This window comes from Protofrankia symbiont of Coriaria ruscifolia (assembly GCF_900634745.1).
Classification (GTDB): Bacteria; Actinomycetota; Actinomycetes; order Frankiales; family Frankiaceae; genus Protofrankia; species Protofrankia californiensis.
This window is the reverse complement of the sequence record NZ_CAAAFR010000058.1, coordinates 1-26,988: the sequence shown is the minus strand read 5'-3', so window position 1 is coordinate 26,988 and position 26,988 is coordinate 1. Positions and strand designations below refer to the sequence as shown.

The following is a 26,988-nucleotide window of genomic DNA, read 5'->3' as shown; positions in this document are numbered from 1 at the left end:
CGGCTATTTCCCGCACCGAAAATCCTTCATCCCGCGATAGCACCATACGGGCGTGGGCAGCCGCAGACCTGTCGTACCCGCCGTCTCCAGCCAAGGACTCGAGAATATCGCGTTGACTATCAGTTAGGATCATGTATCCAACTTACCCACACTTTTTCTAGCCTAACAGTGGCACTGAAACGAGCATTTATTTACGCCGCACTAGACGAACACCTTGCCGGACGGGAGCGTATCGCCACTCACCTTTGTGAGCATCTGGACGACCTGCCGGGCATCGCGGCACCGCGGCTCGGAACGGACCGGCGCTCGTCGTGGTACGGCTTGATCCTCCAGTACCGCAGCGACGAGTTGGGCGGCCTGCCGGTCGAGCGCTTCTACAACGCTCTCCAGGCCGAGGGATGCCGCGAGCTGGACCGGCCCGGCTCAACCTGTCCGCTCAACCTCCTGCCGCTGTTCCAGGAGCCGGGGCCATTGTTTCCCGGGCTGGAAGGCAAGTTCTCCTACCGGCCCGGGGATTTCCCGCACGCCGAAATGGTCCATCACAACACGCTCAAGCTGCCGGTATGGCACCGAGAGGAGGATATGCCCCTGGTCGATAGCTACATCGAGGCATTCCGCAAAGTAACCGAGCATTACGGCGACCTGCCAGGATAAGAATATGGAACGCGCTTCCCTTCTCCAGCAACTCACGACCGAATCCGAGCGTGACGGAGTTCAGCAACTCGTCGTCGGTGCGGTCGTCCAGAACGGCGGCAAGGTGCTGCTCCTTCAGCGCCCCGAGGATGACTTTATGGGCGGTATTTTCGAGCTGCCCAGCGGAAAAGTTGAACCGGACGAAGCACTGGACATGGCGCTCATTCGGGAAATCAAAGAAGAAACCGGTCTGGACGTGGCCGCTATCCGCGACTATCTCGGTAGTTTCGATTACATGTCGGGCAGCGGCAAGAAGAGTCGACAGTTCAACTTCGCCGTAGACGTGGCCAGCCCGGAGCCGGTCGAGATGCAAGAGCACGACGCCTTCGCCTGGACGCCGATCAACGAGGAACTGCCGGTGACGGACGCTGTGAAGGACGTGCTCAGCAAGTATCGGGAGTTGCCCAGGGCATAGCTGCCGTCCTCAGCCTGCAATTGTGCCCCGCGACAACGCTTTGGGTCGCGGGGCACAATTGTCCCTCAGCTTGCGCTTTAACCTGCCTATTCCTGAGGCGCTGTCTCCATCGCCTTTCCTTGCTTCCTTGGTCTTGCCGATGGGTGGGGGTGAGGACGCGTCGGCGGTTGAAGGAAGCGCAACCGGAAATCGGGTCAGGGGGCGGCCGGCGCGTCGACCATCTCCGGGGGGTCGAAGGCGCGGACGGGTGGGGCGTCCGTGGCGAGCCGTTCGACCTCGACCAGGGCGTGCTGGCCGGTGCAGCCCTGCGCGAGCCGGGAGGTTCCCCGGTCCGCCGTCAGCGCGTTGGGATTGCCGTGCACGCAGGTCGCCACGGCGGGGGCGGAGTAGTCGAACCAGGCCCCGGTGGACATCTGCACCACCCCCGGGCGCAGCGCATCCGTGCGTATCACCCCGGCGAGGCAGCTTCCCCGGTCGTTGAACACCCGCACGACGTCACCGTCACGCAGGCCGCGCGCGTCCGCGTCCGACGGGTGCATCCGCAGCGGCTCACGACCGGCGATCTTGGATGCCTGGCTGTGCGCGCCCATGTCGAGCTGGCCGTGCAGCCGGGTTGCCGGCTGGTTCGCGATCAGGTGCAGGGGGAAACGGGCCGCGGCCGGTGCGCCGAGCCATTCGGCCGGCTCCAGCCAGGTCGGATGCCCGGGGCAGTCGTCGTAGCCGAAGCCGTCCACCGTGGCGGAGAAGATCTCGATACGTCCGCTGGGAGTGGCCAGGCGCGCCTTGTCGGGATCGGCGCGGAAGTCCTCGAACAGCACGACGCGGTCGTGACGGTCAGGAAGCGCCACCTCGCCGTCCGAGCCGTCCGACCAGAACTGGTCGAAACCCGGGATGTCCCGCCCTGCCGCGACCATCGTGGCCCGCCACCGCTCGTACAGGTGGACCAGCCACTGCCGCGACGTACGGCCCTCGGTGAACTCCCTCTCCACCCCGAGCCGGCGGGCGAGGCCGGTGAGGATGTCGTACTCGTCGCGGGATTCGCCGAACGGCGCCAGCACGCGACGCATCGCCGAGAGGTGGCTGTCGCCGCGTCCGGCGCCGATGTCGTCGCGTTCCAACGATGTGGTGACCGGCAGGACGATGTCGGCGTGGCGGGCGGTCGCCGTCCAGTACGGCTCGTGCACGATGATCGTGTCCGGGCAGGTGAGCGCCCGGCGCAGGCGGGTCAGGTCCTGGTGGTGGTGGAACGGGTTGCCGCCGGCCCAGTGGACGAGCCGGATGTCGGGGTAGGTGTGGACGCCGCCGTCGTAGTCGAACCGTTCACCGGGCCGCAACAGCAGGTCGGCGATCCGGGCCACGGGGATGAACGCCCCGACCGGGTTGTGGCCCTGGCTGAACGTGGGCAGCCCATAGTGCAGCAGGCCGCCGCCGACGTCACCCATGGACCCGTAGCCGAGCCCGAAGCCCGCGCCGGGCAGGCCGATCTGCCCGAGCAGCGTGGCCAGGGCGATGACGGCCCACAGCGGCTGCTCCCCGTGTTCGATGCGCTGCAGGGACCAGCCGACCGTGACCAGCGTGCGTGCTCCCGCCATCCGGCGGGCGAGGGTGCGCAGGTCGTCCGCGTCCAGTCCGCTGATCCGCGCCGCCCAGGACGGGTCCTTGGGCTGCCCGTCGGTACGGCCGAGCACATACTGCTCGAACCGGTCCGCGCCAACGGTGTAGCGGTCGAGGAACGCCCGGTCGGCCAGCCCCTCGGTGAGCAGAACATGGCAGAGCGCGAGCATGACCGCGACGTCGCTGCCGGGCACCAGCGGCAGCCAGGACGCCCCCACCTCGGCCGGGATGTCATCCCGGATCGGGCTCAGCGACACCACCCGCATACCCCGCCGGCCCGCGGCCAGCAGATGATGGCGGGCGGTGTGCCGGGCCCGCCCGCCGGGGGTGACCCACAGGTTGGATGCGCGCACGCCGCCGAAGGCGACCAGCAGGTCGGTGTGCTCGGCGATCACCGGCCAGGAGGTGCCCTCCCGCAACGCCGCGAACTCTCCGGGCCGGCCGAGGATGTGCGGCAGGATGACGTGTGCCGCACCCAGACTGTAGCTGTTGACCGACCGGGTGAACCCGCCGATGAGGCCGAGGAACCGGTGCAGCTGGCTCTGCGCGTGGTGGAAGCGCCCCGCGCTGGACCAGCCGTAGGACCCACCGAAGATCGCGGTGTTGCCGTGCCGCGTGCGCACCCGCTCGAGCTCGGCGGCCACCAGATCCAGTACCTGTGGCCAGGGCAGTTCGACGAACGAGTCGTCGCCGCGGCGGCTGTCGGGGCCTGGGCCGCCCTCCAGCCAGCCGCGGCGGACAGCAGGGCGCGCGACCCGCGACGGGTGGTGCGCGGCGGTGGCGATGTTGCCGAGCAGAGGGGTCGGATCCGGGTCGTCGGGATGCGGCCGCACGTCGGCGATCCGTCCATCCCGGGTCGCCACCTGGAAGGTGCCCCAGTGCGAGCTGTTCGGTACATACCGCCCGGATTCCGCGTCCGCGCCGGATCCGACGTCCGCGCCGGGTTCCGCGCCCGTCCCGGATCCTGCCTCTCCCCTGGTATCCCCACGTTTCCCGGTATCGGCGCGGGATCCCGCGTCCGTACCGGTGGGTACGTGGACGCCGGTCACGTGACGGCTGCCGCGAGCGCACCGGGTTCGGGGAGCACCCCGAGCTCGGCCAGCAGAGCCTCACGCAGTGCCAGGAAGTCGCCGTCCGCCCGGCTGCGGGCACCTTTGAGATGGATGCGGTGCTCGGCGGCGATCTCCCCGGCCCGCATGACGAGGACACGGTCGGCCAGTGTGATCGCCTCGTCGACGTCATGGGTGACCAGCAGCACCGCCGGCCGGTGCCGGGCGACCAGCTCCCGGACGAGTTCGTGCATCTTGATCCTGGTCAGCGCGTCGAGGGCGGCGAACGGTTCGTCGAGGAGCAGCAGCCTGGGCTCGCGGACCAGCGCCCGGGCGAGCGCGACCCGCTGTGCCTCCCCACCGGAGAGGGTGATCGGCCATGCGCCGAGATGGCTGGTGAGACCGACCTCCTCCAGCGCGGCCGCGGCTTTCTGCCGTCCCTCGGCCCGGGGCAGCCCGATCGCGACGTTGCGCCAGACCCGTTCCCATGGCAGCAGCCGGTGCTCCTGGAACACAACCGCCCGTTGCGCCGGCACGTCGACCGTGCCGGCGTCGGCCTGGTCGAGGCCGGCGAGGGTACGCAGCAGGGTGGTTTTGCCGCAGCCGCTCTTGCCCAGCAGGGCGACGAACTCCCCGGCGGCGATGTCGACGTCGAGCCTGTCGATCACGACCTTGTCCCGGTAGGCACGACGCAGGCCACGGACCCGGACGAGGGCCGGTCGCCCGGTGGAGGCGGCAACCGCGGCGTCCCGTGGATCGGTGGCGGGTTGGGATGTCATGGGCTCGGGTTCCCTTCAACCAGGCGTTCGGCCAAGCCTGCGGCCAGACCGTGGACCAGGATCGCGCTGTCCTCAGACGGTGGTCGCGACCACCGTCGCGACGACGGCCGGCGTTACAGCTTGGCCACGTGGTCGGCAATAACAATCTTGCTGGGCAGCACCTTGCGTTCGGACAGCCAGTCCGCGCCGTACTGGAGCTTCTCGATCGCGTCATCGTCGATCAGCTTGAGCTTCGTGACGACCTTGCTGGCCACCAGCTTCTGCAGGACGCCGTCGGGGTAGTTGGCCGCGGCGGTCTGGATCCGCACTGTCTCCTCTATGTGGCTTGCCTGCCACTCGAAGTCCGCCGTGTAGGCGTTGATCACCTTGCGGATGAGATCGGCGTTCTTCTCGGCGTATTCCTTGCGGACCAGGTAACTGCGGAAGTCCAGCTGCCGGGGCAGCTCGTCCTGGTCGACGAAGATGGGGACTGCGCCGTAGGCGACCTCGGCCTGCTCCCGCGGGCCGGACCAGATCGACCAGGCGTCAACCTTTCCGGTGGAGAACGCCGGTGCCGCGTCCGGCGGGTTCAGGTACACGAATTTCACCTGGTCCTTGGGGACTCCGTACTTCTCCAGGGCCGCCACCAGCAGGAACTCCCCGAGTCCGGACTTGTTCACCGCGACGGACTTGCCCGCCAGGTCCTTCACCGAGCGGATTCCCGACTTCGGCAGGACGAGGATGGCGCTGGTCCGCGGCGACGACTCGCCGAATCCGACGTATACCAGCGGGGAGCCGGCGAGAATGGCGGCGTCCGCCGGTGTGGAACTTCCCCCGAAGCTGAAATCCGCGCTACCCCCGGTGACCGCCTGCAGGGTCGGGGCGTGGTTCGGGAACGGGCCGAGCCACTGGACCGTGATGCCCTGTGCCTGCAGGTTCTTCTCCAGCACGCCGCGTTCCTTCTCCGGCGATCCCGTCCCGAAGGTGAGCCGGACCGTGGTGGTGCTGCCGCTGCCCTTGCCGCTGTCATCCGATCCGCAGGCGGCCAGCGGAACCGCCAGGCCGGCCGCGGCGGCGGTGGACAGGAAGGTCCGCCGGGAGAATCCGCGGCGACCTATCACAGTGTGCCGGCTGTTGTCGGCGCCACGCGCGGCGGTCGGAGTCCACAGGGGGTTCGCAGGAGACATCGGTTTTCCTTTACGGCACGAGACCATTGAATAGTCAACAGTCATATATTGATTACTTGACGTAATATCGAGCGTGGTCAGGTACGGACGTTCGCATAGTTCGGATGCCAGGCGAGCAGGCGACGTTCGAGCAGCCGGGCAGCCAGGTCGGAAAGGATTCCGATGGTCGCGTAGATCAGTATCGCCAGCACGATGACATCGGTGCGCAGGAATTCGCGTGCGTCCATCGCCATGAAGCCGATACCGGAGTCGGCGCCGACGGTTTCGGCGACCACCAGAGCGAGCCATGCGGTGGTGAGGGCCAGGCGAATGCCGTTGAGGATGGAGGGAAGCGCACCGGGCAGCACGATCCGACGTATCAGCTGACGCCGGGACAGGCCGATGACCCGCCCGAGCTCGAGGAGTTTGGGATCCACCTGCCGGATCCCCAGCACGGTGTTGAGGTAGATCGGGGTGGCGGCGCCGAGCGCGACCAGGAAGACCTTGCCGGACTCGCCGACCCCGAACCACACGATCACCAGGGGCAGAATAGCCAGGAAGGGCACCGCGCGGATCATCTGGATCGGACGGTCGAGCAGCGCGTCCGCGAGCCTGGAGAAACCGACCGCGACACCCAGGGAGGAGCCGACCCCGCCGCCGATCACGAAACCGGTCGCGGCCCGCCTCAGGCTGATCAGCGCGTCCTTCGGGAGCTGGCCGCTGGCGGTGAGCTCCCGGGCGGTGGACAGCACCGTGGTGGGCGCGGGCAGCACCTGCGCAGAGATCACCCCGCTGCGGGCAAGGGCCTCCCAGATCACCAGCAGGAGCAGAGGGCTCAGCCAGGAGATCAGCCGGTAGGGCACGGCAACGGCTCGGCGACTGGCCGCGGGGGTGCTCCCGCCGCCCGCAACCAGGACTTCGGCCGGGCCGTCGACATCGGTGCCGGCACCGGCATCAACACCGACACCCGCGTCGACACCGACACCGACACTCGCCTCGGCCCCGGCGCCCGTGTCGGGCCCGACGTCGACGCCGTCCCGCGGGACGCGGGCCGCGGGAGGCATCTGCACGATCGTCTGCTCTGCCATGATTATTCCTGGTCTCTCTGCGGACGGTGGCCGGCAACGGTTGTCACGATCAATGGCTGTCACGATTGGTCACCCGCCATGACGCGGCATCCGGGGCGTGGCGAGCGAGCCCGGCCGACTCGGGCCGTCAGGGACACGGCTAACGGCTATGGGGGACGGTGGGCGTCCCGGCACCGGGAACCGGAACTTGGGAAGTCAGGAATGCGCGGTCGCGGGATCCGTAAGCAGCAGGTGACTCGGTGGGTCGACCCGCCCTGCCCGAGCTAAGCCCGACAGGACAAACAGCGACAGCTGCACACCAGCGCGTAGTCCACACACCGGCGGCGAATCAGCGGTGTGCGCAGTGACATAGCTGTGGACTTTCGAGGAAACAACCAGTAATCGTCAAGATGATGGGAATATGGCAGAAATCATACTTCTCTATCTTGACGATGGAGAAAGTTGTCAATCACTCCGACGACAAACGTAAGATCACGACTGAGGGCGCATGACCGGAGACTGAACGGTCAGAAACGCTGGACGATGTGAATCCGATGCTGCCGCCGCGGCGCTGGATCCCATCGTCCAACGTGGAGAACCCGACAAAAAGCCGGTAATAGTGATCAATAGGGATCAGTAGAGATCAGTAGGGATGCAGCGCGTGTTCCCCGCTGTCAGCCGGTACCGGCCCCGAGATGACCGCCGCGGGGATGACCGGCCCGGAGATGGCTGGTCTGGCTGTACTCGACCAGGCGCAGGCGTCCGGCGTCCGCCACCCAGCGGGTGACAGAGGCGTTGGCGACCGAACCGTACAGGCGTACCAGCTCGGCCTCGGTGAGGTTGTCGAGAACGAACCGGAACATGATGACCACCGCGTCGTGTGCGGCGACCAGCACCCGGCGGCCGGCATGCTCCCGGCACACGTCCCGCAGGAAACTCCTCAGCCGCAGCGCAACGTCGGTAAGGGACTCACCGCCCGGCGGCCGGTAGTAGAGCTCACCGAGGTGGGCACGCCGCCGCGTCTCGTCGGGGAAGCGGATCCGCACGGCAACCGAGGTCAGTTTGCTCAACACACCCGATTCACGGTCGCGTAACCGCTCGTCGAGGACCAGCGGGGGAACCGCGCGGCCGGCACGCGCCAGCTCCTCACATGCGATACGGGCGGTCTCCTGCGCACGGACGTACGGTGAACATTTTATGATCTCCGGGACGCGCTCCGCCGGCAGCGAGGCAAGCCAGCCACCGAGGTCCCTTGCCTGCTCCCCGCCGAGCACCGACAGCGGGATGTCGGGATCCCGCTGGGTGATGCCGGCGTCCTCGCTGCCGGCGGCTTCGGCCGCGGCGAGGGCCGCGTTACCGGTGCTCTGCCCATGTCGCACCACGACGAGTTCCGCCGGCACGCCGAACGCAGTGGCATCACCCGTTGTCGCTATGTGCACGATCACACCGTACCCGCGATACTCGAACCGTACCGACGACACTCGAGTCGTGATTCGTCCTGGAACCAGCCGAAACCTCGGGCGGGACGGACCCGATCCGTGCTGCCCTGAAACATGGACAGGACGGACCCGGGGCAATCCCACGATCAGCGAAGGGCCGCTCGACGCAACGTCAAGCAGAACGTCAGGCAGTATGCGCGACACCACACCTGTAACAGCGCCGTGAAATCGAGATCACAGATGCTCATGCAATCGACAACGGGTAGACAGTACCAATGAGCACTTTCCGCGTGTGGGCGCCAGATGCCAAGACGGTGGGTGTGGTTACCGGCACGGACAGTGATGAAACCGTCCATGAGATGATGACCGACGAGGGCGGCTGGTGGTGGGTGAACGTGCCCTCAGCCGGTCACGGCACCGACTACGCGTTCCTGGTCGACGGCGACGTCGACGAGCTGCCCGACCCGCGCTCGGCCTGGCAACCGGGCGGCGTCCACGGCCGCTCACGCCTGGTCGACCACTCGCTGTTCTCCTGGTCCGACAGTGCCTGGCGAGGTATCACGCTCGCCGGCAGCGTTCTGTACGAGCTGCACGTCGGCACGTTCACCCCGGAAGGCACCTTCGACGCGGCCATCGAACGGCTCGACCACCTCGTGGCCCTCGGGGTCGACGCGGTCGAGCTGCTGCCCGTCAACGCCTTCGCCGGCCGGCACGGCTGGGGGTACGACGGTGTGGACCTGTTCGCCGTCCACGAGCCCTACGGCGGTCCGGACGGGCTCAAGCGCTTCGTCGACGCGGCGCACAACCGGGGCATCGGCGTGATCATGGACGTCGTCTACAACCATCTCGGGCCGGACGGGAACTACCTGTCCCGGTTCGGCCCCTACTTCACCGACTCCCATGTCACGCCCTGGGGGCCCGCGGTCAACCTCGACGCGCCCGGCTCGGACGAGGTCCGGGCGTTCATCGTCGACAACGCGCTCGACTGGCTGCGGCACTACCACTGCGACGGCCTGCGCCTGGACGCCGTGCACGCCTTCGCCGACAACCGGGCCGTCCACCTGCTGGAGGAGATCACCGCCGCGGTGCACGGGCTCGCCGCCCAGCAGCGCCGGCCACTGTTCGTGATCGCCGAGTCCGACCTGAACGACCCCCGGGTGGTCTCCACCCGCGAAGCCGGTGGACACGGCCTGGACGCGCAGTGGTGCGACGACGTCCACCACGCCCTGTGGGCCGCGCTGTCCGGCGAGCGCCAGGGCTACTACAGCGACTTCGGCAGCCTCGCCACCCTGGCCAAGGCGATGGAACACGTGTTCGTCCACGACGGGACGTACTCGACGTTCCGGGGGCGCTCCCACGGCCGCCCGGTGCCGGGCCACATTCCCGCCCACCGTTTCATCGCGTTCCTGCAGGACCACGACCAGGTCGGCAACCGAGCGGTCGGCGACCGCGCAAGTGCGACGCTGCGCGCCGGCCTGCTGCGGGTCGGTGCCGCGCTGCTGCTGACCTCCCCGTTCACGCCGATGCTGTTCATGGGCGAGGAATGGGGGGCGACCACGCCCTGGCAGTTCTTCAGCGATCACAGCGCGCCCGGCCTGGCCGAAGCCATCCGCAAGGGACGCCGCAGCGAGTTCGCCGCACACGGCTGGGGCCCCGACGAGATCCCCGACCCCCAGGACGAGGCGACGTTCGTCCGCTCCAAACTCGACTGGTCGGAGCTCAAGGCCCCCCGGCACGCTGGGCTGCTGAAGTGGTACCAGCGTCTGACCGCACTGCGCAGGACCCTGCCGGACCTCACCGACCCCCGCCTGCCGTCGGTGCACTGCAGTTTCGACGAGGATGCCCGGTGGTTCGTGCTGCGCCGCGGCCAGGTCGCCGTCGTGTGCAACCTGGCCGATCGGCGCCAGCCGGTGCCGGTCGAGGGCGTGCCCTTCGACATCCCGGCCGCCTCCGCCACCGGTTTCACCTTCATGCCGGGACGCATCGAACTGGACGCCGAATCAGTCGTGATCGCCCGCCTGCTCTGAACCCCACCCCGGCCGGCGAGCGGGCGTTTTCCACGGGGCGGGGAAAGCCCTTCCGGCGAGCGGCGTGAATCCGCGCCAATTCGCGTCAATACCGCCGGTCGTGCCGTTCGGTTCGGGACAGCGCAAGATACAACAGCCCGAGAATGCAGACAGCCACCACCAGCACGACGACCAGCAGAACAACATAGGTCGCCATCCGTACACATCCCTCCAGGCCGAGTCCGACACAGCGGGCCTCCAGCCGCGGGGACCACCCTGCCCGGCAGCTGCGGCTGTCACACGGCTGACGCCCGTGGCGACGGCCGCCGATATCCGCCGGTGCGCTCGGTCAGTATGGCGGCAGGGTAAAAGTGTCCCATCGCCGGGGCGGGCCGGCGACAGCCCAACGGCGGGACACAGCCCGGCGACGGCCCAGCGGCGGGACGCTGCCGGGCCGTGCACGTCGTCGGGGCCGTCGGGGCCGTCGGGGCCGGTCGTCAGCCTCCGGCGCTCGCCGACCCTTCCCCGACGACCATCTGGTCGGACCCGCCGTCACGGGCAAGCGCGGACAGCCGCGACACCGCGCGCTGGAACTTCTTGCGGTGCGGCCCGGCGAACATCTCCGGCGAGAACAGCTCGTCGAAGGGCCGTCCGGACACCGCGACAGGCACCGACCGGTCGTAGAGCCGGTCGGCGAGGACGACCAGACGCAGCGCCACCGCCTGATCGGCCACCGCGGTCACTCCGTGCAGGCATACCAGTTCAATACCGTCGACAAGCGCGCCGTAGCGGGACGGATGCAGCTCACCCAGGTACGCGCACAGTTCGGTGAACCCGTCCTCGCTGGCGGCGGGGGTGGCCGCGGCGCGGCGGCTCACCTCCTGGTCGTCCAGGGGCACCGGGGGCTTGGGCAGGCCGCGATGGCGGAAGTCCTCGCCCTCGACCCGCAGGACGTGGAACCGCGCGGACAACCCCTGGATCTCGCGCAGGAAGTCGTCGGCACCGAACCGGCCGGCCCCGAGATCGTCGGGCTGGGTGTTACTCGTCGCCGCCAGCCGGACACCCGACTCCACCAGCCTGGTCAGCAACGTGGAGACGAGGACGGTGTCACCGGGGTCGTCCAGCTCGAACTCGTCGATCGCCAGGAGCCGAAGGCCGGCGAGAGCGTCCACCGTCCGGGCGAACCCGAGCGCACCGACCAGGGAAGTGATCTCGACGAACGTCCCGTATGCCTTGGGCCCCGGCACGGCGTGCCACAGCGAGGCGAGCAGGTGGGTCTTACCGACCCCGAACCCACCGTCGAGATAGATCCCAGGAGGTGCGGAGCCCGCACCGGCACCGCCGGTACCCGCCCGCCCGCCATGACGAATGCTACGTCCACCTTGGTTGCGACGACCGAACCGCAACAGGCCGCGTCCCCCAGCCCCGGACGATTCCCCGGCCTTGCCGTCACCTGCCGTGACGCGGTCGACGAACCGGCCGAGCGCCACGACAGCGGCGGCCTGGCTCGGCTCGGAGAGATCCGGCCGGTAGGTGTCAAAGCGGACGTCGTTGAATCGCGGCGGTGGAACGAGAGCCGCGACCAGATCGTCCGGAGGTACCTCGGGACGGCGGTCGACCAGACGTTCCGGCATTTTTTCACCCTACGAAGACAGCCTGGGTTGATGTTGTCCTAAGAAGTGCCGCGCGAGCGAACTCACATCGTTTTTCGCCTCGAGCGCTGTGACATCCGATCACCCGCATCCGATCCGGTTGCTTTTCAGGAAGGGACGAACGACCAGGAAGGCACGACGAGAGAGGAAGAGACGACGAGAGAGGAAGACGCGACAACCCGGTAAGGTCCGACGAACGGCCCGGGAAGGCACGACTGCCTGTTGGCCCCGGCGAGAATAGAGTTGCCGGAGTGCGTCACCTCCTGTCCCCATATCAGCCCGGCCGGCGGCACCCCGACGGGCAGCACTGCGATCAGCTCGGAGGGCAGCCCCCATGCGGGCATCCCGTCGACGGCATAGCCGACGGTCACGCCGCAACGACAACGACGGCCGACAGCGTCGACCTGGACGTCTGCTACCGTCTGCCGCCGGTCGCTGCCGGGGAGGTGCATGTCCGGTCGAACTTCGTCTCGTCCATCGACGGAGCCGCCGAGCTCGACGGCCGTTCCGGGGCTCTCGGTGGGAGCGCCGACCGCAGGATCTTCCGGACGCTGCGGTGGCTCGCCGACGTCGTCCTCGTCGGTGCCGGCACCGCGGTCGCCGAGGACTACGGACCGGTCGTCGTCCCGCCCGAACGGCGCGAGCGGCGGATCGCGACCGGGCAGAGCGCGGTCCCGCCGGTCGCTGTCGTTTCGGCGAGCCTGCGGCTGGCCCCGTCCGCCCGGCTGTTCGCCGCGCAGGCACGTCCGCTCGTCCTGACCTGCGAGGCCGCGCCCCCGGACCGGCGCAAGGTGCTCGCGGAGGTCGCCGACGTACTGATCTGCGGCAACCAGACGGTGGATCCCGCCGCGGCCCTGCGCGCCCTCGGCGAGCGGGGACTGGACCGCGTCCTGTGCGAGGGTGGCCCGGCCCTGCACGCCGATCTCGCGAACGCCGGCCTGCTCGACGAGCTGTGCGTGACCCTTGCCCCACTGCTCGCCGGTCCCGACCACCTGCGGATCGTCCGCGGCCAGCGCTGGCACACCCCCCTGGAGATGACTCTTAGTCACCTCCTCGAGGAGGACGGCAACCTGTTCCTGCGCTATCTGCGCCGCTGACCGCACCCGCGAGACATCATGATCATGATGTTATGGGTCTGGCTTACCGCCGGACCGCAGAGTCGTTCAGAGGGCCAGGAGCAGCGCGATCATGTTTCTTTCGCCCTGCCGGCGGCCCAGCCGCAGGCCATTCAGAGGATCATGCCGGCGCCGACGGTGGCTCCGGTGGCCTCGTCGATGAGGATCACGCTGCCGGTCGTACGGTTGCGCCGGTACGGGTCGAAACACAGCGGCGTCGTCGTCCGCACCGTCACCCGGCCGATGTCGTTGAGCCGCAGCTCGGCTACGGCCTCGTCCCGGTGCAGGGTGTCGACGTCCACCCGATAGGCAATGTTTTTGATCACGCTGCGTACGGACCGGGTGGTGTGCTTGATCGCAAGTCGGGCCCGGGTCCGCAGTGGCGCGTCCGCCATCCAGCAGACCATCAGGTCGATGTCCTGGCCGACCGCCGGCTGGTTCGCCAACCGGGCGATCATGTCCCCACGGGAGATGTCCAGGTCGTCCTCGAGCCGGATCGTCACCGACATCGGCGGGAATGCCTCGTCGACCGGCCCGTCGAAGGTGTCGATCGCGGCGATACGCGAGGTCAGACCGGACGGCAGGACGATTACCTCGTCCCCCGGCTTGAGAATGCCACCGGCGATCTGACCGGCGTAACCGCGGTAGTCGTGCAGCTCGTCGGTGCGCGGCCGGACCACCCACTGCACCGGGAAGCGGACGTCAATGAGGTTGCGGTCGGAGGCGATGTGCAGCTCCTCCAGGTGGTGCAGCAGCGAGGTGCCCTCATACCAGGGGGTGCTCGGCGATCGGGACACCAGGTTGTCCCCGCTGAGCGCACAGATCGGGATCGTCGCCACATCGACGATCTCCAGCTTGGCGGCGAACGCCCGGAAGTCGTCCTTGATCTCCTCGAACACGGCCTGGTCGAAATCGACCAGATCCATCTTGTTCACGCACAGTACAAGATGGGGAACCCTCAGTAACGAGGCAAGGAACGCGTGCCGCCGGGTCTGCTGGAGCACACCCTTGCGGGCGTCGACCAGCAGCAGTGCGAGGTCAGCGGTGGAGGCCCCGGTAACCATGTTGCGGGTGTACTGCACGTGGCCAGGGGTGTCGGCGAGGATGAACGACCGCTTCGGGGTGGCGAAATAACGGTAGGCAACATCGATGGTGATGCCCTGCTCACGCTCGGCCCGCAATCCGTCGGTGAGCAGCGCCAGGTCGACATAACCGTCTCCGCGTTCCCGGCTGGTGCGTTCCACCGCGGCCAGCTGGTCGGAGAACAGCGACTTGGTGTCGAAGAGCAACCGTCCGATCAGCGTGGACTTGCCGTCGTCAACAGAACCTGCGGTGGCGACCCGCAGCAGCTCCCTCATCACACCTCTCCAGCTCGCATACGGGTACCCGGAACCAGAACGCGCAGGACGGCCGTTGGCACAGCCGTCATCGCGGCCGTCACGGCCGTCAGAACAGCCATCGCAGCCATCGCAGCCATCACGGCCATCAGAAATAGCCCTCTCGCTTGCGGTCCTCCATCGCCGCCTCACTGACCCGGTCGTCGGCACGGGTCGCGCCACGTTCGGTGATCCTGGTGGAGGCGACCTCGGTGATCACCTCGTCGATCGTCACCGCGCCCGACGCGATCGCCCCGGTACAGGACATGTCACCCACCGTCCGGTAGCGGACCTGGCGGGATATCACACGCTCCCCCTCAAGCGGCGGCGTCAACGAGGTCACCGCAAGCAGCATGCCGTCGCGCTCCACCACCTCACGGGTGTGCGCATAGTAGATCGACGGGATCTCCAGGTTCTCCTGCGCGATGTAGCGCCAGATGTCGAGCTCCGTCCAGTTCGACAGCGGGAACACCCGGATGTGCTCGCCCGCTCGATGCCGGCCGTTGTAGAGGGACCACAGTTCGGGACGCTGGTTCTTCGGATCCCACTGACCGAACTCGTCCCGGAACGAGTACACGCGCTCTTTTGCCCGGGCCTTCTCCTCGTCCCGCCGTGCCCCGCCGAACACGGCGTCGAACCTGTTCTCCTCGATGGTGTCGAGCAGCACCGGCGTCTGGAGCTGGTTACGCGACGCCCCGGGCCGAGTGTCCTCGGTGATGGTTCCGGCGTCGATGGCGTCCTGGACGGAGCCCACGACCAGGCGGGCGGACAACTGTGCCGCCCGGGTGTCCCGGAACTCCATCACCTCGGTGAAGTTGTGACCGGTGTCGATGTGCACCAGTGGGAACGGCAGTTTCGCCGGCCAGAACGCCTTCTCGGCGACCCGGAGCATGACGATCGAGTCCTTGCCGCCGGAGAACAGCAACGCGGGACGCTCGAACTCGGCCACCACCTCACGAAAGATGTGGATCGCCTCGGACTCGAGGGTCTGCAGGTGGGTGAGCTCGTAGCCGATTGCGGGCACGCGGAATCCCCCCGTCGAGACCAGCGGCGAAGGCCGGCAGAAATTCCACCCAACGTAGCCCACGAACCGGCCTACAGGACAGCGACTCCAGCAGGCAATCAGCGATCAACAATCAGTGATCGACGGTCAGTGGTAACGATCGACGGTCAGTGGTCAGTGGTAACGATCGACGGTCAGTGGTCAGTGGTCAGCGGGTCAGCCGCGGGCGATCAGCGCCAGGATCGGACCGGCCAGATCAGGACGGCAGACCAGCAGATCGGGCTGGAACGGGTCCGGTCGGTTGTAGACCAGCGCGGATCCGTCGATCCGGCTGGTGTGCAGGCCCACCGACCGGGCGACGGCCACCGGCGCGGCCGAGTCCCACTCGTACTGGCCGCCGGCGTGTATGTAGGCGTCCGCCTCACCGCGGATGACCGCCGCCACCTTCGCTCCGGCGGAACCCAGCGGCACGACCGTGCCGCCCAGCGCCTCGGCCACCGTGGCGACCAGCGCGGGGGCGCGGGTCCGGCTGGCCACCAGCCGCGGGCTGCCGGCAGGCACGGGACGCGCAGGAGACGACGCACCGGTCGCCAGCGTGACGCCCCGCGCCGGGAGCGCGACAGCACCCGCGGTCAGCTCGCCGTCCTGCCACAGCGCGACGTGCACCGCCCAGTCGGATCGGCCCTGCTCGCTGAACTCCCGAGTCCCGTCCAGGGGATCGATGATCCACACCCGGCGGGCGGCGAGCCGGGCGGGGTCGTCGACCGCTTCCTCGGACAGGACCGCGTCATGCCGACGGTGGCGGGCCAGCGCCTGCGCCAGCAGCACCTGCGAGCGGGCGTCACCGGCGTCCCGCAGCGCGGCGGGATCGGCGAATCCCAGCTCGGCGCGGACCCGCAGCAGCAGCGCGCCGGCATCGGTGGCAAGCCGCGCCGCCAGCGCGGAGTCGCCGAGCACGGGATCGCCGGGTACGGAGTCGGCGGGGGCGGCAGCGCCCGCGGGTGTTTCGCAGACCCCGCCATCGGCGTCCGTCGGCTGCTCGGTGCTCATCAACGGCAGTGTGCCACCGATCGTGGCGCCGGGCGGCGCGTCAGCCCGTCACCACCGGCGAGATACGCACGCCAACCGCTACCGTCACTGGTGTGCTTACCACCGGTGAGAGGACCGCGTTGCTGGTCGACGAGGCGCGTGCCGCGGAACTGACCGCGGCCTCGCTGCGCTGGCAGTCAGTGACACTGAGTGCTGTTCAGCTTGCGGAACTGGAGCTGCGGCTGTCCGGCGGGTATCCACCGCAGGACGGCCCGCAACCGGAGCAGGCATACGACGGCCCGATCCCGCCCCCCCCGACAGCGGTATCCCCGGCACAGGCCTCCTCGACAGCGGCACCGGGGTACCCGCCGGCACCCCCGTCCCCGGCACCGCAGTTCACCCTGGACGCCAGGGACGAAGGCGCCCAGGACACCGAGAAGTTCCAGCCCGGTTCAACGGTCGCCCTGCGGGACGCCGAAGGCGTCATGCTCGCCGCTCTGCATCTGACCGAGGTCGTGGGCTCGACGCTGTCCGGCACGGTCGAAGGGTTGCGGCTGCCCGAGCACCCCGACTATCCGGAGCTGCGGTTCACTCCCGCGGCGCTGCGCGCGGAGCTGCTCCGGCGCGGTTGGATCGTCCCGAACGAGCCGGCGCCCATCGCGGTATGGGTCGACGGCCTGCTGCACACCGCGGACCTGGACCGCATCGAGGCATTGAGCGTCGCCGGGAGCGCTGTCACCGTACTCGCCCCGGTCGGCGGGGCCGATCCGGCCGATGCCGGCCACCACTTGCGCATACGGTGCCTGAAGGCTGCACTGGCCACGCTCACCGACGTCCGGATCATGCTCGCCCTGGTACCGGTACGGGCGGTTGCGCGCCTGACAGAGTCCGTCGCCTTCGGCCCGGACACCATCATCCGCCCCGAGACCGCCACCACCGATCACAAGCCGGCCGCCGCCGGCGGCACGGCGTCCGATCGCGCCGCAACCGCCAACCGGGAGAAGGCTGGCCAGCGGACCGCCGGCCGGGAAACCAGCGGCCGGGACGGCGACGGCCAGCAGACCGCCAGCCAGCAGAGCGCCAGCCAGCAGACCGCCGGCCGGGAGACTGACGACCGCAAGACCGAGCCTGCCCTTGCCGGGGAGGTGGCCTACCGGCTACAGGTCTCACTCGCCTACGGATTCGGGTCGATGATCGTGGGCCCGGCGACCAGCGCCCCCGGCGCAACCGCGTTGTCGATGCTGCTCGACCGCGGGACGCGGCTACCACCGCCGCTCACCCCACCGGCAGTGGCCGCCGAGCTGGTCCGGGCGCAGCCGCCACGTGGCGAGCGGGGATTCACCGTGCTGTTCACCGGACTGTCCGGTTCGGGCAAGTCGACGCTTGCCAAGCTGCTCGCGTGCCGGCTGCTCGAACGCGGGGACCGCAGGGTCACGTTGCTCGACGGGGACGTGGTCCGACTGCATCTGTCCAAAGGGCTGGGGTTTTCCCGCGAGGACCGCAATGCCAACGTCCTGCGGATCGGCTTTGTCGCGGCGGCGGTGACCGCTGTCGGCGGCACCGCCGTCTGCGCGCCGATAGCTCCCTATGACGACGTCCGCCACCAGGTCAGAACGATGGTCGAAGAAAGCGGGGGCGGGTTCGTCCTGGTCCATGTCGCCACCCCGCTGGAGGTCTGCGAGGCGCGTGACCGCAAGGGCCTCTACGCCAAGGCCCGCGCCGGCATCATCCCGGCCTTCACCGGGGTGTCCGACCCCTACGAGGAACCCGCGGACGCCGATGTCGTGATCGACACCGCGGGCGCGTCCCCCTACGACGCCGTCCAGACCGTCCTCGACCACCTACGCACCGACGGCTGGCTCACCTCCTGACCCCACACGCCAGGGGCCTGACCCCGCGCCAGAGGCCGCAGACAAGGAATCAACGGCGCACACATCCCCGTGGACGGCGCGCAAGGGCGCCGGACCGCCCCGGCGGCGTGCGCTCCGGCGGGCCCGTTCAGAGGTGGGCGGCCACCTGGCGGCAGGCGTGGGCGTAGTCCAGCACCAGCGGGCGGTGGTCGTCGGCTCGCCAGGTGAGGGCGAGCTGGCTGGGCGAGATGCCGCGGACCAGGCGGGTGACGACGTTGCCCAGGGTGATCAGGGGCGCGTTCCCGGCGGCCAGCAGGCAGACGCCACGTCCGTCCACCAGGGCCTCGTAGGTCTCGTCCGTGCTGGCGATCTCGGCGCCGATGCGCGGTGGCCTGCCGCCGCGGGCGTCGAGGGCGAGCCAGTAGTCCCGCAGTACTCCGGCGCTCTCCGGCAGGGCGAGGAACGGTTCGTCCAGCAGGTCGGCGAAGTCGACGACCCCGCGGTCGGCCAGCGGATGCGTCTGGGGCATGGCGACCAGGCGCGGTTCCTCGGCCACCACCACCCATGCGTAGCGGCCGGGATCGGGAATCGGCAGCCATACGAAGGCCACGTCGCTCGTGCCGTCCTGAAGTCCCGCGGTCGAGTCGTCCCAGTTGACCTGGCGCAGCTTCACGGTGGCCGCGGGGTGCGTGTCGGTGAACCGGGACCTGATCGCCGGTAGCAGACCACCGCGGCCGGGGCTGGTGCTCATCCCCACGACGAGGGTTGCCCGTTCGGCGGCCTTGGCCTGTTCGGCCGCCTCCCATGCGGTGTCCCAGGCGGCGAGTACGCGCTGGGCGTGCGGCAGCAGCGCCGCACCCACCGGTGTCAGCCGGACCCCTTGGCGGTCGCGCTCGAACAGCGGCGCGCCGAGCTGCCGTTCCAGCGTCCTGATCTGCTTGCTCAGTGCCGGTTGTGAGATGAACAGCCGCTCGGCCGCGCGTGTGAAGTGCAGTTCCTCGGCAACGGCGACGAAATACCGCAGATCCCGCCCGTGCACGTCCATAACCATGGGTTATCACGTCCGGCCTTGGACAGACAATCAGGCCTGCCGGCATCGTAGATCGTGAATGGCCACCCGCGTGAATGACCAACGGAGCGAATGACCGAGCGAGGGAGAATCCGATGAGCAGGGTATGGCTGGTGACCGGGGCGAACAGCGGATTCGGGCGGGCGATCACCGAGGCGGCAGTCACCACCGGGGACATCGTCGTCGCGACCGCCCGCCGCGTCACGACGCTCGATGACCTGGTCGCCGCACACCCCGATCAGGTCGAAGCACTGCCGCTGGACGTCACCGACGCCCTCGGCATCGAAGCCACGGTACGGGATCTGACCGACCGCCACGGCCGGATCGACGTGCTGGTCAACAACGCCGGCCGCAGCCACGTCGGCGCGGCCGAGGAGACCACCGACGCCGAGCTGCGTTCGCTGTTCGACCTGCACGTCTTCGGGCCCGCCACGCTGATCCGCGCCGTACTGCCGCACATGCGCGCCCGCCGGTCTGGATCGATCGTGCAATTGAGCAGTATGGGAGGCCAGATGTCCTTTGCCGGGTTCTCCGCCTACAGCGCCACCAAGTTCGCGCTCGAGGGAATGTCGGAAGCGCTGGCCGCCGAGGTGCGTCCACTGGGCATCAAGGTGCTGATCGTCGAGCCCGGCGCGTTCCGTACCAGCCTGTTCGCCAATATCAGCGCCAGCGAGGAGATCGCGGACTACGCGGACACGGTCGGCCCGACCCGGCAGATGACCAGGACCGGCGACGGCAGGCAACCCGGTGACCCGGCCAAGGCTGCGGCCGCGATCCTCACCGCGCTGGACGCCGACGAGACCCCGCTGCGTCTGCCGCTGGGCGCGGACGCCGTCGACGCCGTCCTCGGCCACCTCGACAGCGTCCGAGCGGAGATCATCACCTGGGAGAAGATCGCCCGTAGCACCGCCTTTGAGCAGTGAAGTTAGGCCACCACCGTCGACAGATTGCCCACCGTGTCCTTGGTCCGGACAGAGTCGGCGGGGAGACCAGGTCACCTCGCCGGGGCATCCGGTGGTCAGGCCTCGTCCTCCTGCGGCTTGCGGGCCATCAGCCGTTCGACGATCCCGCACTTGTACCGTTCGCACCGCTCGATCCGGAAGCCCGCAGCCTGGACCTGCGCCAGTGGCCGGCGCAGCAGGTGTTCGCCGCCGACCCGGACGGTGATCGCCTCCAGGATGCGCTGGACGGCCCGGACGGCCCGCCTGACGCCGGCCACATGGTCGAGCAGCAGTAGCCGGCCGCCGGGACGCAGGACCCGTTTCATCTCGGCCACGGCCCGGTCCGCATCCGGGATGCTGCACAACGCCAGCGTGCACACGACCGTGTCGAAGGCACCGTCGGCGAACCCCAGTGTCTGGGCGTCACCGACCTGCAGGGCGATGTCCCGACCGGCCTCGTCCGCCCGGCGCCGGGCGAGCGCCAGCATCGCCGGGCTCACGTCGACGCCTGTCAGCCTGACCGTGTCCGGGTAGTGGGCGAGGTTGCGGCCGGTACCGATCGCGACCTCCAGCACCCGCCCGGTGGCCTGCCGGCAGACCCAGGCCCGCCCGTCACCGAACAGGACCCGCTCCAGGAACGCCATCTCCCGGTCGTAGGAACCGGCGTGCCTGTCCCAGTAACGGCGCTGCCGCTCGGCCAGGTCCGGGTCCAGGTCCGATGCGCGGGCCGTCCGCTCCCTCTCCGCCATCGGTACATGGTCCCCGGACGGGTTGAGGCCCGCCGGTCCACCCTTCAGCGGCCGTTGGCGGTAGCGACCGTGATGGCGCCGGCTACCGACGCCCACGACACCCACCGTGGCACCAGCGGCGTCGAGCGGGTGTCCCGGAGTGTGATCGCTGCGGTACCGCCAGCTGGGACCTGAGTTTGGTCATTTGGTTAGTGCCTTGCCTGTGAGGGCGTCGAGCAGGGTTCTGCGTTCGGGGTCGAGTTCGGGTGGGAAGGTCTGGACGGCGCCGTTGATCGCGATGGTCGCGGAGCGGAGTGGGCGGAGCTGTCGGATGACGTTGCGGACCGCGAGGCCGGTGCGGTTCTGGATGGCGCGGGCGACGGCGAGCGCGGTGAACACGATGGTCAGGTGGGCGTCGATCGCGTCTTTGGTGCGCACGAACATGGGCCGGGCGGCGAGGTCGGTCTTGGACATCCGGAACGACTGCTCGACGTGCCAGAGGTCGTGGTAGTTCGCGATGACCTCAGGGACGGTCAGGACGGTGACCGGGAGGTCGGTGACGTAGCCCGACGAGCCGACGAGCCGACGTGCGCGGGCGAGGCCGGCCTCGTCGAGGGTGGCGGCGTCGCCTGTGACCGTGACGAATCTCGGGGTGCGCGCGGTCTTTTCTCCGCCGACGACGGCGCGGGCGCGGTTCTCCTGGGCGGTCAGCGTCCTGGTGTCGCGGGCGGCGCGTCTGGCCGAGTAAGCCCAGACCGCCCGCCACGACCCGGGGTGTTGTTCCCGGTCCCAGACGGGCTCGGCTTTCACCGCGACGTCGTTGTCCCGGTTGCGGCCCTTCCTGGGGGTGATCGTGTCGATGATCTGCCCGTCGGTGCACGCGTCGCCGTGCCAGCGGAAGTGGGACTCCAGATCGATCGGCGCCTTGGTGACCCGGGAGCCGACGATGAACCCGAACCCGGCCTCGTCGAGGTCGCGCAGGTTGCCCGCGGACAGCATGCCGGCGTCGGCGACCACGACCAGGTTCTCCAGGCCGTGACGGTCCTTGAACTGGCGGACGATCGGTAGGATCGTCGCGGTCTCGGCCCGGTTGCCCTCGAAGCAGCCGATCTCCAGCGGGAACCCGTACCGGTCGACGAGTAGCCCGACGACGATCTGCGGGTCGACGCGGCGTTCCTTGGAGTAGCCGACCCGGCGCAGGTCGTCCTCGTTCTCGGCCTCGAAGTAGAGCGTGGTCACGTCATACAGACACAGCGAGACATCACCAGCGGCCCTGGCGTGAGCGAAACACAGCCCGGCGAGCTGGTCGCGGTAGCCGTCCCGCCGGGCGCGCAGCAGAGTACGGCGCATCGTCTTCTCACTCGCCGGCGTGGCGCCGAGGTCCACCAGCACCCTGCCGGTGTCCAGGATCGACGTCGGCTCGACCAGCCTGGCGATCACCAGGTCCCGGAACACCTCATCCTTCAGGGCGTCGAACCCCAACGACGTGAACACCGAGACGAGCGCGTCGTAGAGCACCCGCGAGCCGGTCGCGACCACCCGCGGTCCGGCGACCGTCGCCCGCCCACGCGGCGGTTCCACGGCCACGTCGAACAGAACCGCCGGGGCAGGGCCGTCCTCGCCGAGCAGCGGTGCCTTCACCGCGACCGACTCGACCCCGAGCTTGAGCTCGCCCTGGCCCGGATCCCTCAACAGCTCCCGGGCCCGCTCGACGAGCACCCCGAGCTCGGCCTCGGTATGCGCCGAACCCACATGCGCGACGATCCGCCGTCGCCCCCTGACCGACTCGGCGATCTGCACAGCCGTCGCCCCCGACGCCGTCCGCACCCGCCGAATCCAGGCCACAACCACACCGTAGAGCACCGATTAGTGCCTCAGAACCGCCCACCAGGCATCCATCACCCCAGGTCAGCGCACTACACCGTGATCGAAAACGAGCAAGTGACCGAACTCAGGGGTCCAGGTCCGATGCGCGGGCCGTCCGCTCCCTCTCCGCCATCGGTACATGGTCCCCGGACGGGTTGAGGCCCGCCGGTCCACCCTTCAGCGGCCGTTGGCGGTAGTGACCGCGATGACGCCGGCTACCGACGCCCACCGTGGCACCAGCGGCGTCGAGCGGGTGTCCCGGAGTGTGATCGCTGCGGTACCGCCAGCTGGGACGGCCTGCGCACCGGTCAGATCACCGCCACCATGGACCGCCACCCAGGACCGTCCGGTCGTGGCCGCAGCGGTTCAACGCGAGCGGTCCGGACGGGCCGGCCGACCGGACAGCGTCGAGTCAACGTCCGGTCAGGAGGGCGAGGTACTGGCTGAGGCCGTCGAGGAAGACCAAGGTCGACCCGGGTGAGTGGATGACGCCAGAACAGGTTGCAACGGAGTCCTCTGTCAGAAAACAGCGGATGAACCACCACGAACCCGGGAGGGCGTCCGGGCGCAATCCCAAATATCTAAATGTAGAACAGTTCACCCCATCCAACCTGATCTACTACCGAGCGATTACCGTCAGCGGCGCGGAAGATTCGATCTTCTACGTAACCGGCTCGGTCCACTGCGTTTCCGTGAATGTTTCCGCTATACCATCAGTTCTTCCGAAATATTCTCCGAAATATTAATTTAGCTTGCGTCAAGTAATTTTTCCCATCCTCCACTCCGGCATGCTGAAATCTATGAATGATACCGATTAGATCCTGAATTGATGCCTTATTCGAGGGCTCGAATGACACATATCCATTGCTATATAGATAGCGAACGTGCTGTCTCAACAATGCTTCGAGCTCAGACTTTTGAAGTGGACCATCGGTGAGCATCTTCGGATCTGCGCGCAGGCCAAGTTTACGACCATCGCCATCCCAGACCTCATACTCCTCGTTTAGAATATCGATCGATTCAACGTAGCTAAGCAACTCCGCTTCCGAATCGAAGACTTCAACGTCTCCATGCTCGTTAAGGATAAAGGGGGGTTGTCGTTCTACCATCTGCTCCACCAGCATTTGTCACCGTTTTTTCTTTCCCAGGGGCGGTGTCGACCGATCCCTTGACCAGGAAACGTCTTTCCAGTCTTACCATCGACACCTCGACGATGATAGTGCGGATATCGTCCGAGGCGATGTTTAGTTCGGTTGCCAAATGGTGCAATTCTGACATTTTTACCAAGCTTGATTTCTCTACCCTGTCGGGCAAACCAGGGCTCCGGCGTGATCGCGGTCTGACCGGTTTTGTCAGGGGAAGCCGTGGAGATCGAGTGCGGTGGTCGGGGTGGTGTGGTCGCGGCGGCCGGGTGGGATGAACCGGTAGCCGGCCCGACGCAGCCTGTTGATCACGACGGAGCGTAGGGTCGCGATGTTGGTCGGGATGTTGCCGGTGCGCAGGGTTGAGGCATCCTCGCCGAACGACACGTCACGGACGTAGTGGATCTTGTTCTCCACGTGCCAGTGACGGCGGGCGTAGGCCGCCAGGAGAGCAGGGCTGGCGGTCTCGGTGGGATGATCGGTGATCAGGTAGACGGTTTCGCGGCTGGGCCGGCGTCCTTTCGCCCGCCGCCAGCGGATGATCCGCACTGCCTGGGCGGCGTGCGGGAAGTCGAGGAACCCGACGGTGGCGACCTTCAACGTGCGGGTCTCGTCCCGGCCGTGTCCATGGTCGCGGGTGATCTCTGTGGTGGGGATGTCGGTCCAGGGCAGGCGGGCGAGTCGGGCCCGCAGCAGTGGCTGGTTGGCCTTCACGACCGCCACGTAGTGGGCGTTCCTGGTGGTGACGAGCCAGTCGAGGTTGGCCCGCACGGTGTGCATCGCGTCGAACGTGACGGTCACCCCGGTCAGGTCGAGGGCGCCCAGCAGCGGTTGGAACGCGGCTGTTTCGTTACTTTTCGCGTCGACCTCGACTTGCCCGGCCAACAGCCCGCTCCCGTGCGTCGCCACGCCCAGCAGGTGCGTCGGCCCGCCGTGCGCCCCGGCTGGTCTTCCCGTCGACCGCCACCGCCGCGGGTAACCCGCCGTCGGGGGCGAGGGTGGTGTCACCGAGTAGCGCGGCGGCGAGTGCGTCGCGGTCCACCCGGGCCAGCAGCCGGCGCAGTGTCGCTTCGTCGGGTATCCGGTGCCGGCCGGTGAACGGGTCGAACGGCAGCCGTAACCGGGCCAGTTCCGCCGGGCTTGCCCGGGCGACCCACTGCCCGACCGCGCAGGCCGCGTCATGGCCGGCCGCGGTCAGCGCGCACAGCCACACCGCCAGCAGGCACGGCAACGGGTAGACCCGGCCCCGCGGTGAACGCGGATCCGGCACCCTGCCCAGCCGCTCCCAGATTTCTTCCCGCAACACGCCACCGGCTGCCACCACACCGGCCGCGACACGGGACAATGCGCCCACAGGCACGCCGCACCCCAGACCACGAAGACGTTAGACACCTCCGTGATCTACAAGCGGCGTGCCTGCTTTTCTGCCTGCGACACGTGGCCCGGCCGTGGCCCCACCACCAGAAAGATCATCATCCTTCCGGGGGGATCAACCGGTCAAATCCCCAACGTGCCGGAGCCCTGTCGGGCAAACGAGGCTACCTGACCTTCAGCTCCACCTGCCACGCCGCCGACTGCCGTCTCGACAGCAAGCCCCGTCCAGCTCCAGCTGCTGGTTCCCGCATTCTGCGCCACATAAGCCGTAGCCGCAGCAGCCACGCCCACCGCTATACCACACACGACCGACGCACCGCAGGCCGCCGCACCCACGACAGCACCCGCAAGAGCCGTCCACTTGACCACTGACCGCCAGTGGAAACCCCACCGGCCATCAAGATCGGTACAGTTGATCGGATCACCAACACAGTAGTCGTACGCATTGGCGTTACCACCCACCACCGGATCGACCTGCAGGAACCGGCCGGTCAACGGGTTGTAGAGGCGTACACCCATCAGAATCAGCCCACCGAGAGTATCGGCGGAACGCTCCTTGCCACCGAGCCAGCCATAACGAGGAAACGCGGTCGAGGCGAAAATCGGCACGCCGAACTCGCCGCTGTCCGCAAAACTCGCGATCGAACCGACACCGGCCGAGTCGTCAGCGGTGGCCACGACATCGCCGTGCAAGTTGGTCAACTGGATGGTGACGGCACCGGTGTTGGCCTGGACGGCGGCCAAATCCCCACCGATCCCGGCAATGTTGCGCGTCCACGTACCGTCGGACACCCCGATCCACACCGGACTGTCCCCACCATCGGCATAGTGATTCGTCGACCTCGTCGACCCCTGCGTCCACGACCGGACACGACGAGCCGGATCCAGCGCATAGGTACGTGTCGTGGACCCCTGGGTCTGGGAGGCCACCATGTCGTTGACGTAGTAACCCACGCTCACCGACGCCCCGCCGGCGACCGTCAGCCCGGTGGTCCGGCCGAACAGGTCATAGCCGTAGCCGGAGTCGGTCAGCCGGTCCGCCTGGTCGTAGGTGGAGTTGAGGGTGAAGTCCGGGGTGGTGGTCGACGAGCAGTTTCCACTCGTCGGGTTCCCGCCGGCATCCGGGTGGTTGACCAGGCTCGTCCGGTGGGAATCGGCGTCATAGCTATACTGCCGGGTCGAACAGATCATCGGATCGCCGTAGGCCCGGACGGGTGCCCGGGCGCAGTCCCCGACCATCTACCAAACGCGGAACAGTTCACTATAGATCGCCAGCCGCCGCTCTCTCGTGTGCACGCATAATTCGTCGCGCAGCTCTCTTATCATAGATGCTATGTCCGCCAGGACGACCCAAAGCCCCACCCAGAACAGCGCCATTCGCATTCACAAGAAGATCGATAATGCTGGCGAATAGTATATAAATTAGATGCGTCTTACGGCCAGATTTGCGCCCCCGCCGCGGCACCTTACGGAGAACAGCCCTCGCCCATTCGGTAGATATTTTTGCAACTAGTGGCTCAGGATGAAGGCGTCCGTCTCTCGCATATCTTCTGACTTCTCGACGCATCTGACGAGGTAGACCATTCCACGACTGAATAGTACTACAGCAACAGTGATCGTTGTGTGGTCTCATGTC

The 26,988-nt window shown here is 68.1% G+C and carries 23 protein-coding genes; 6 read left to right on the top strand and 17 right to left on the bottom strand.

What is annotated here, in order from left to right:
• The first annotated feature begins 168 nt into the window (after positions 1–168).
• On the top strand, positions 169–654 hold the full coding sequence (locus CV1CTNOD_RS08955) for a hypothetical protein (protein WP_242606525.1): 486 nt from the start codon (positions 169–171) through the stop codon (positions 652–654).
• 4 nt (positions 655–658) lie between these two features.
• Complete coding sequence (locus tag CV1CTNOD_RS08950) at positions 659–1,108, top strand: NUDIX hydrolase (protein WP_131785676.1); 450 nt, start codon at positions 659–661, stop codon at positions 1,106–1,108.
• A gap of 194 nt (positions 1,109–1,302) precedes the next feature.
• On the opposite strand, the gene CV1CTNOD_RS08945 is transcribed toward CV1CTNOD_RS08950, so the two are convergent.
• From CV1CTNOD_RS08945 to CV1CTNOD_RS08920, 5 genes are all read right to left on the bottom strand, one after another.
• Positions 1,303–3,771 carry a molybdopterin-dependent oxidoreductase gene (locus CV1CTNOD_RS08945; protein WP_131785675.1) on the bottom strand — a complete coding sequence of 823 codons (2,469 nt, stop codon included), beginning with the start codon at positions 3,769–3,771 and terminating at the stop codon, positions 1,303–1,305.
• Positions 3,768–4,550: an ABC transporter ATP-binding protein gene (locus tag CV1CTNOD_RS08940; RefSeq protein WP_131785674.1), complete on the bottom strand. Its 783-nt coding sequence runs from the start codon at positions 4,548–4,550 to the stop codon at positions 3,768–3,770. The genes CV1CTNOD_RS08945 and CV1CTNOD_RS08940 overlap by 4 nt, the downstream gene beginning before the upstream one ends.
• A gap of 113 nt (positions 4,551–4,663) precedes the next feature.
• The gene (locus CV1CTNOD_RS08935) at positions 4,664–5,716 is read right to left on the bottom strand and encodes an ABC transporter substrate-binding protein (RefSeq protein ID WP_131785673.1); all 1,053 of its coding nucleotides are present in this window, start codon (positions 5,714–5,716) and stop codon (positions 4,664–4,666) included.
• A 77-nt stretch (positions 5,717–5,793) separates the two neighbouring features.
• Positions 5,794–6,783 carry an ABC transporter permease gene (locus tag CV1CTNOD_RS08930; RefSeq protein ID WP_242606524.1) on the bottom strand — a complete coding sequence of 330 codons (990 nt, stop codon included), beginning with the start codon at positions 6,781–6,783 and terminating at the stop codon, positions 5,794–5,796.
• 653 nt (positions 6,784–7,436) lie between these two features.
• Complete coding sequence (locus CV1CTNOD_RS08920; protein ID WP_242606523.1) at positions 7,437–8,201, bottom strand: histidine phosphatase family protein; 765 nt, start codon at positions 8,199–8,201, stop codon at positions 7,437–7,439.
• Positions 8,202–8,476: 275 nt separating this feature from the next.
• On the opposite strand from CV1CTNOD_RS08920, the gene treZ reads away from it, so the two are divergent.
• A complete protein-coding gene (gene treZ / locus CV1CTNOD_RS08915) occupies positions 8,477–10,228 on the top strand; it encodes a malto-oligosyltrehalose trehalohydrolase (protein ID WP_131785670.1) in 1,752 nt (583 codons plus the stop codon).
• A 476-nt stretch (positions 10,229–10,704) separates the two neighbouring features.
• Here the strand turns inward: treZ and zapE are convergent, their stop codons facing one another.
• Entirely contained in the window at positions 10,705–11,841 is a 1,137-nt protein-coding gene (gene zapE, locus CV1CTNOD_RS08910; RefSeq protein WP_131785669.1) for a cell division protein ZapE, read from the bottom strand.
• A gap of 374 nt (positions 11,842–12,215) precedes the next feature.
• On the opposite strand from zapE, the gene CV1CTNOD_RS08905 reads away from it, so the two are divergent.
• Positions 12,216–12,956, top strand: coding sequence for a pyrimidine reductase family protein (locus tag CV1CTNOD_RS08905; protein WP_131785679.1), 741 nt, complete (start codon positions 12,216–12,218; stop codon positions 12,954–12,956).
• A gap of 131 nt (positions 12,957–13,087) precedes the next feature.
• Here the strand turns inward: CV1CTNOD_RS08905 and CV1CTNOD_RS08900 are convergent, their stop codons facing one another.
• From CV1CTNOD_RS08900 to CV1CTNOD_RS08890, 3 genes are all read right to left on the bottom strand, one after another.
• Positions 13,088–14,332: a sulfate adenylyltransferase subunit 1 gene (locus CV1CTNOD_RS08900; RefSeq protein ID WP_131785668.1), complete on the bottom strand. Its 1,245-nt coding sequence runs from the start codon at positions 14,330–14,332 to the stop codon at positions 13,088–13,090.
• 127 nt (positions 14,333–14,459) lie between these two features.
• Positions 14,460–15,374: a sulfate adenylyltransferase subunit CysD gene (gene cysD, locus CV1CTNOD_RS08895; RefSeq protein ID WP_131785667.1), complete on the bottom strand. Its 915-nt coding sequence runs from the start codon at positions 15,372–15,374 to the stop codon at positions 14,460–14,462.
• Positions 15,375–15,569: 195 nt separating this feature from the next.
• The gene (locus tag CV1CTNOD_RS08890; protein ID WP_131785666.1) at positions 15,570–16,403 is read right to left on the bottom strand and encodes a 3'(2'),5'-bisphosphate nucleotidase CysQ; all 834 of its coding nucleotides are present in this window, start codon (positions 16,401–16,403) and stop codon (positions 15,570–15,572) included.
• Between the two features lie 92 nt (positions 16,404–16,495).
• Between CV1CTNOD_RS08890 and cysC the strand changes: the two genes are divergently transcribed.
• Positions 16,496–18,253, top strand: a complete 1,758-nt coding sequence (cysC, locus tag CV1CTNOD_RS08885; RefSeq protein WP_242606522.1) for an adenylyl-sulfate kinase — start codon at positions 16,496–16,498, stop codon at positions 18,251–18,253.
• 127 nt (positions 18,254–18,380) lie between these two features.
• On the opposite strand, the gene CV1CTNOD_RS08880 is transcribed toward cysC, so the two are convergent.
• Complete coding sequence (locus CV1CTNOD_RS08880; protein ID WP_131785665.1) at positions 18,381–19,283, bottom strand: LysR family transcriptional regulator; 903 nt, start codon at positions 19,281–19,283, stop codon at positions 18,381–18,383.
• Between the two features lie 113 nt (positions 19,284–19,396).
• Between CV1CTNOD_RS08880 and CV1CTNOD_RS08875 the strand changes: the two genes are divergently transcribed.
• A complete protein-coding gene (locus CV1CTNOD_RS08875) occupies positions 19,397–20,224 on the top strand; it encodes an oxidoreductase (protein ID WP_131785664.1) in 828 nt (275 codons plus the stop codon).
• 95 nt (positions 20,225–20,319) lie between these two features.
• On the opposite strand, the gene CV1CTNOD_RS08870 is transcribed toward CV1CTNOD_RS08875, so the two are convergent.
• The 7 genes from CV1CTNOD_RS08870 to CV1CTNOD_RS08850 form a co-directional block, all read right to left on the bottom strand.
• The gene (locus CV1CTNOD_RS08870) at positions 20,320–20,991 is read right to left on the bottom strand and encodes a class I SAM-dependent methyltransferase (RefSeq protein WP_131785677.1); all 672 of its coding nucleotides are present in this window, start codon (positions 20,989–20,991) and stop codon (positions 20,320–20,322) included.
• Positions 20,992–21,171: 180 nt separating this feature from the next.
• On the bottom strand, positions 21,172–22,815 hold the full coding sequence (locus tag CV1CTNOD_RS08865) for an IS1634 family transposase (protein WP_131785663.1): 1,644 nt from the start codon (positions 22,813–22,815) through the stop codon (positions 21,172–21,174).
• 198 nt (positions 22,816–23,013) lie between these two features.
• On the bottom strand, positions 23,014–23,172 hold the full coding sequence (locus tag CV1CTNOD_RS24575; RefSeq protein ID WP_165485395.1) for a hypothetical protein: 159 nt from the start codon (positions 23,170–23,172) through the stop codon (positions 23,014–23,016).
• 377 nt (positions 23,173–23,549) lie between these two features.
• The gene (locus tag CV1CTNOD_RS08860) at positions 23,550–23,954 is read right to left on the bottom strand and encodes a hypothetical protein (protein WP_165485394.1); all 405 of its coding nucleotides are present in this window, start codon (positions 23,952–23,954) and stop codon (positions 23,550–23,552) included.
• Between the two features lie 234 nt (positions 23,955–24,188).
• Positions 24,189–24,863, bottom strand: coding sequence for an ISAs1 family transposase (locus tag CV1CTNOD_RS26430; RefSeq protein WP_242606520.1), 675 nt, complete (start codon positions 24,861–24,863; stop codon positions 24,189–24,191).
• Positions 24,829–25,338 (bottom strand): transposase family protein, encoded by a 510-nt coding sequence (locus CV1CTNOD_RS26425; RefSeq protein WP_242606519.1) that lies wholly within the window; start codon positions 25,336–25,338, stop codon positions 24,829–24,831. The genes CV1CTNOD_RS26430 and CV1CTNOD_RS26425 overlap by 35 nt, the downstream gene beginning before the upstream one ends.
• Positions 25,339–25,475: 137 nt before the next feature.
• On the bottom strand, positions 25,476–26,591 hold the full coding sequence (locus CV1CTNOD_RS08850; RefSeq protein WP_131785661.1) for an RHS repeat-associated core domain-containing protein: 1,116 nt from the start codon (positions 26,589–26,591) through the stop codon (positions 25,476–25,478).
• Between the last annotated feature and the right edge of the window lie 397 nt (positions 26,592–26,988).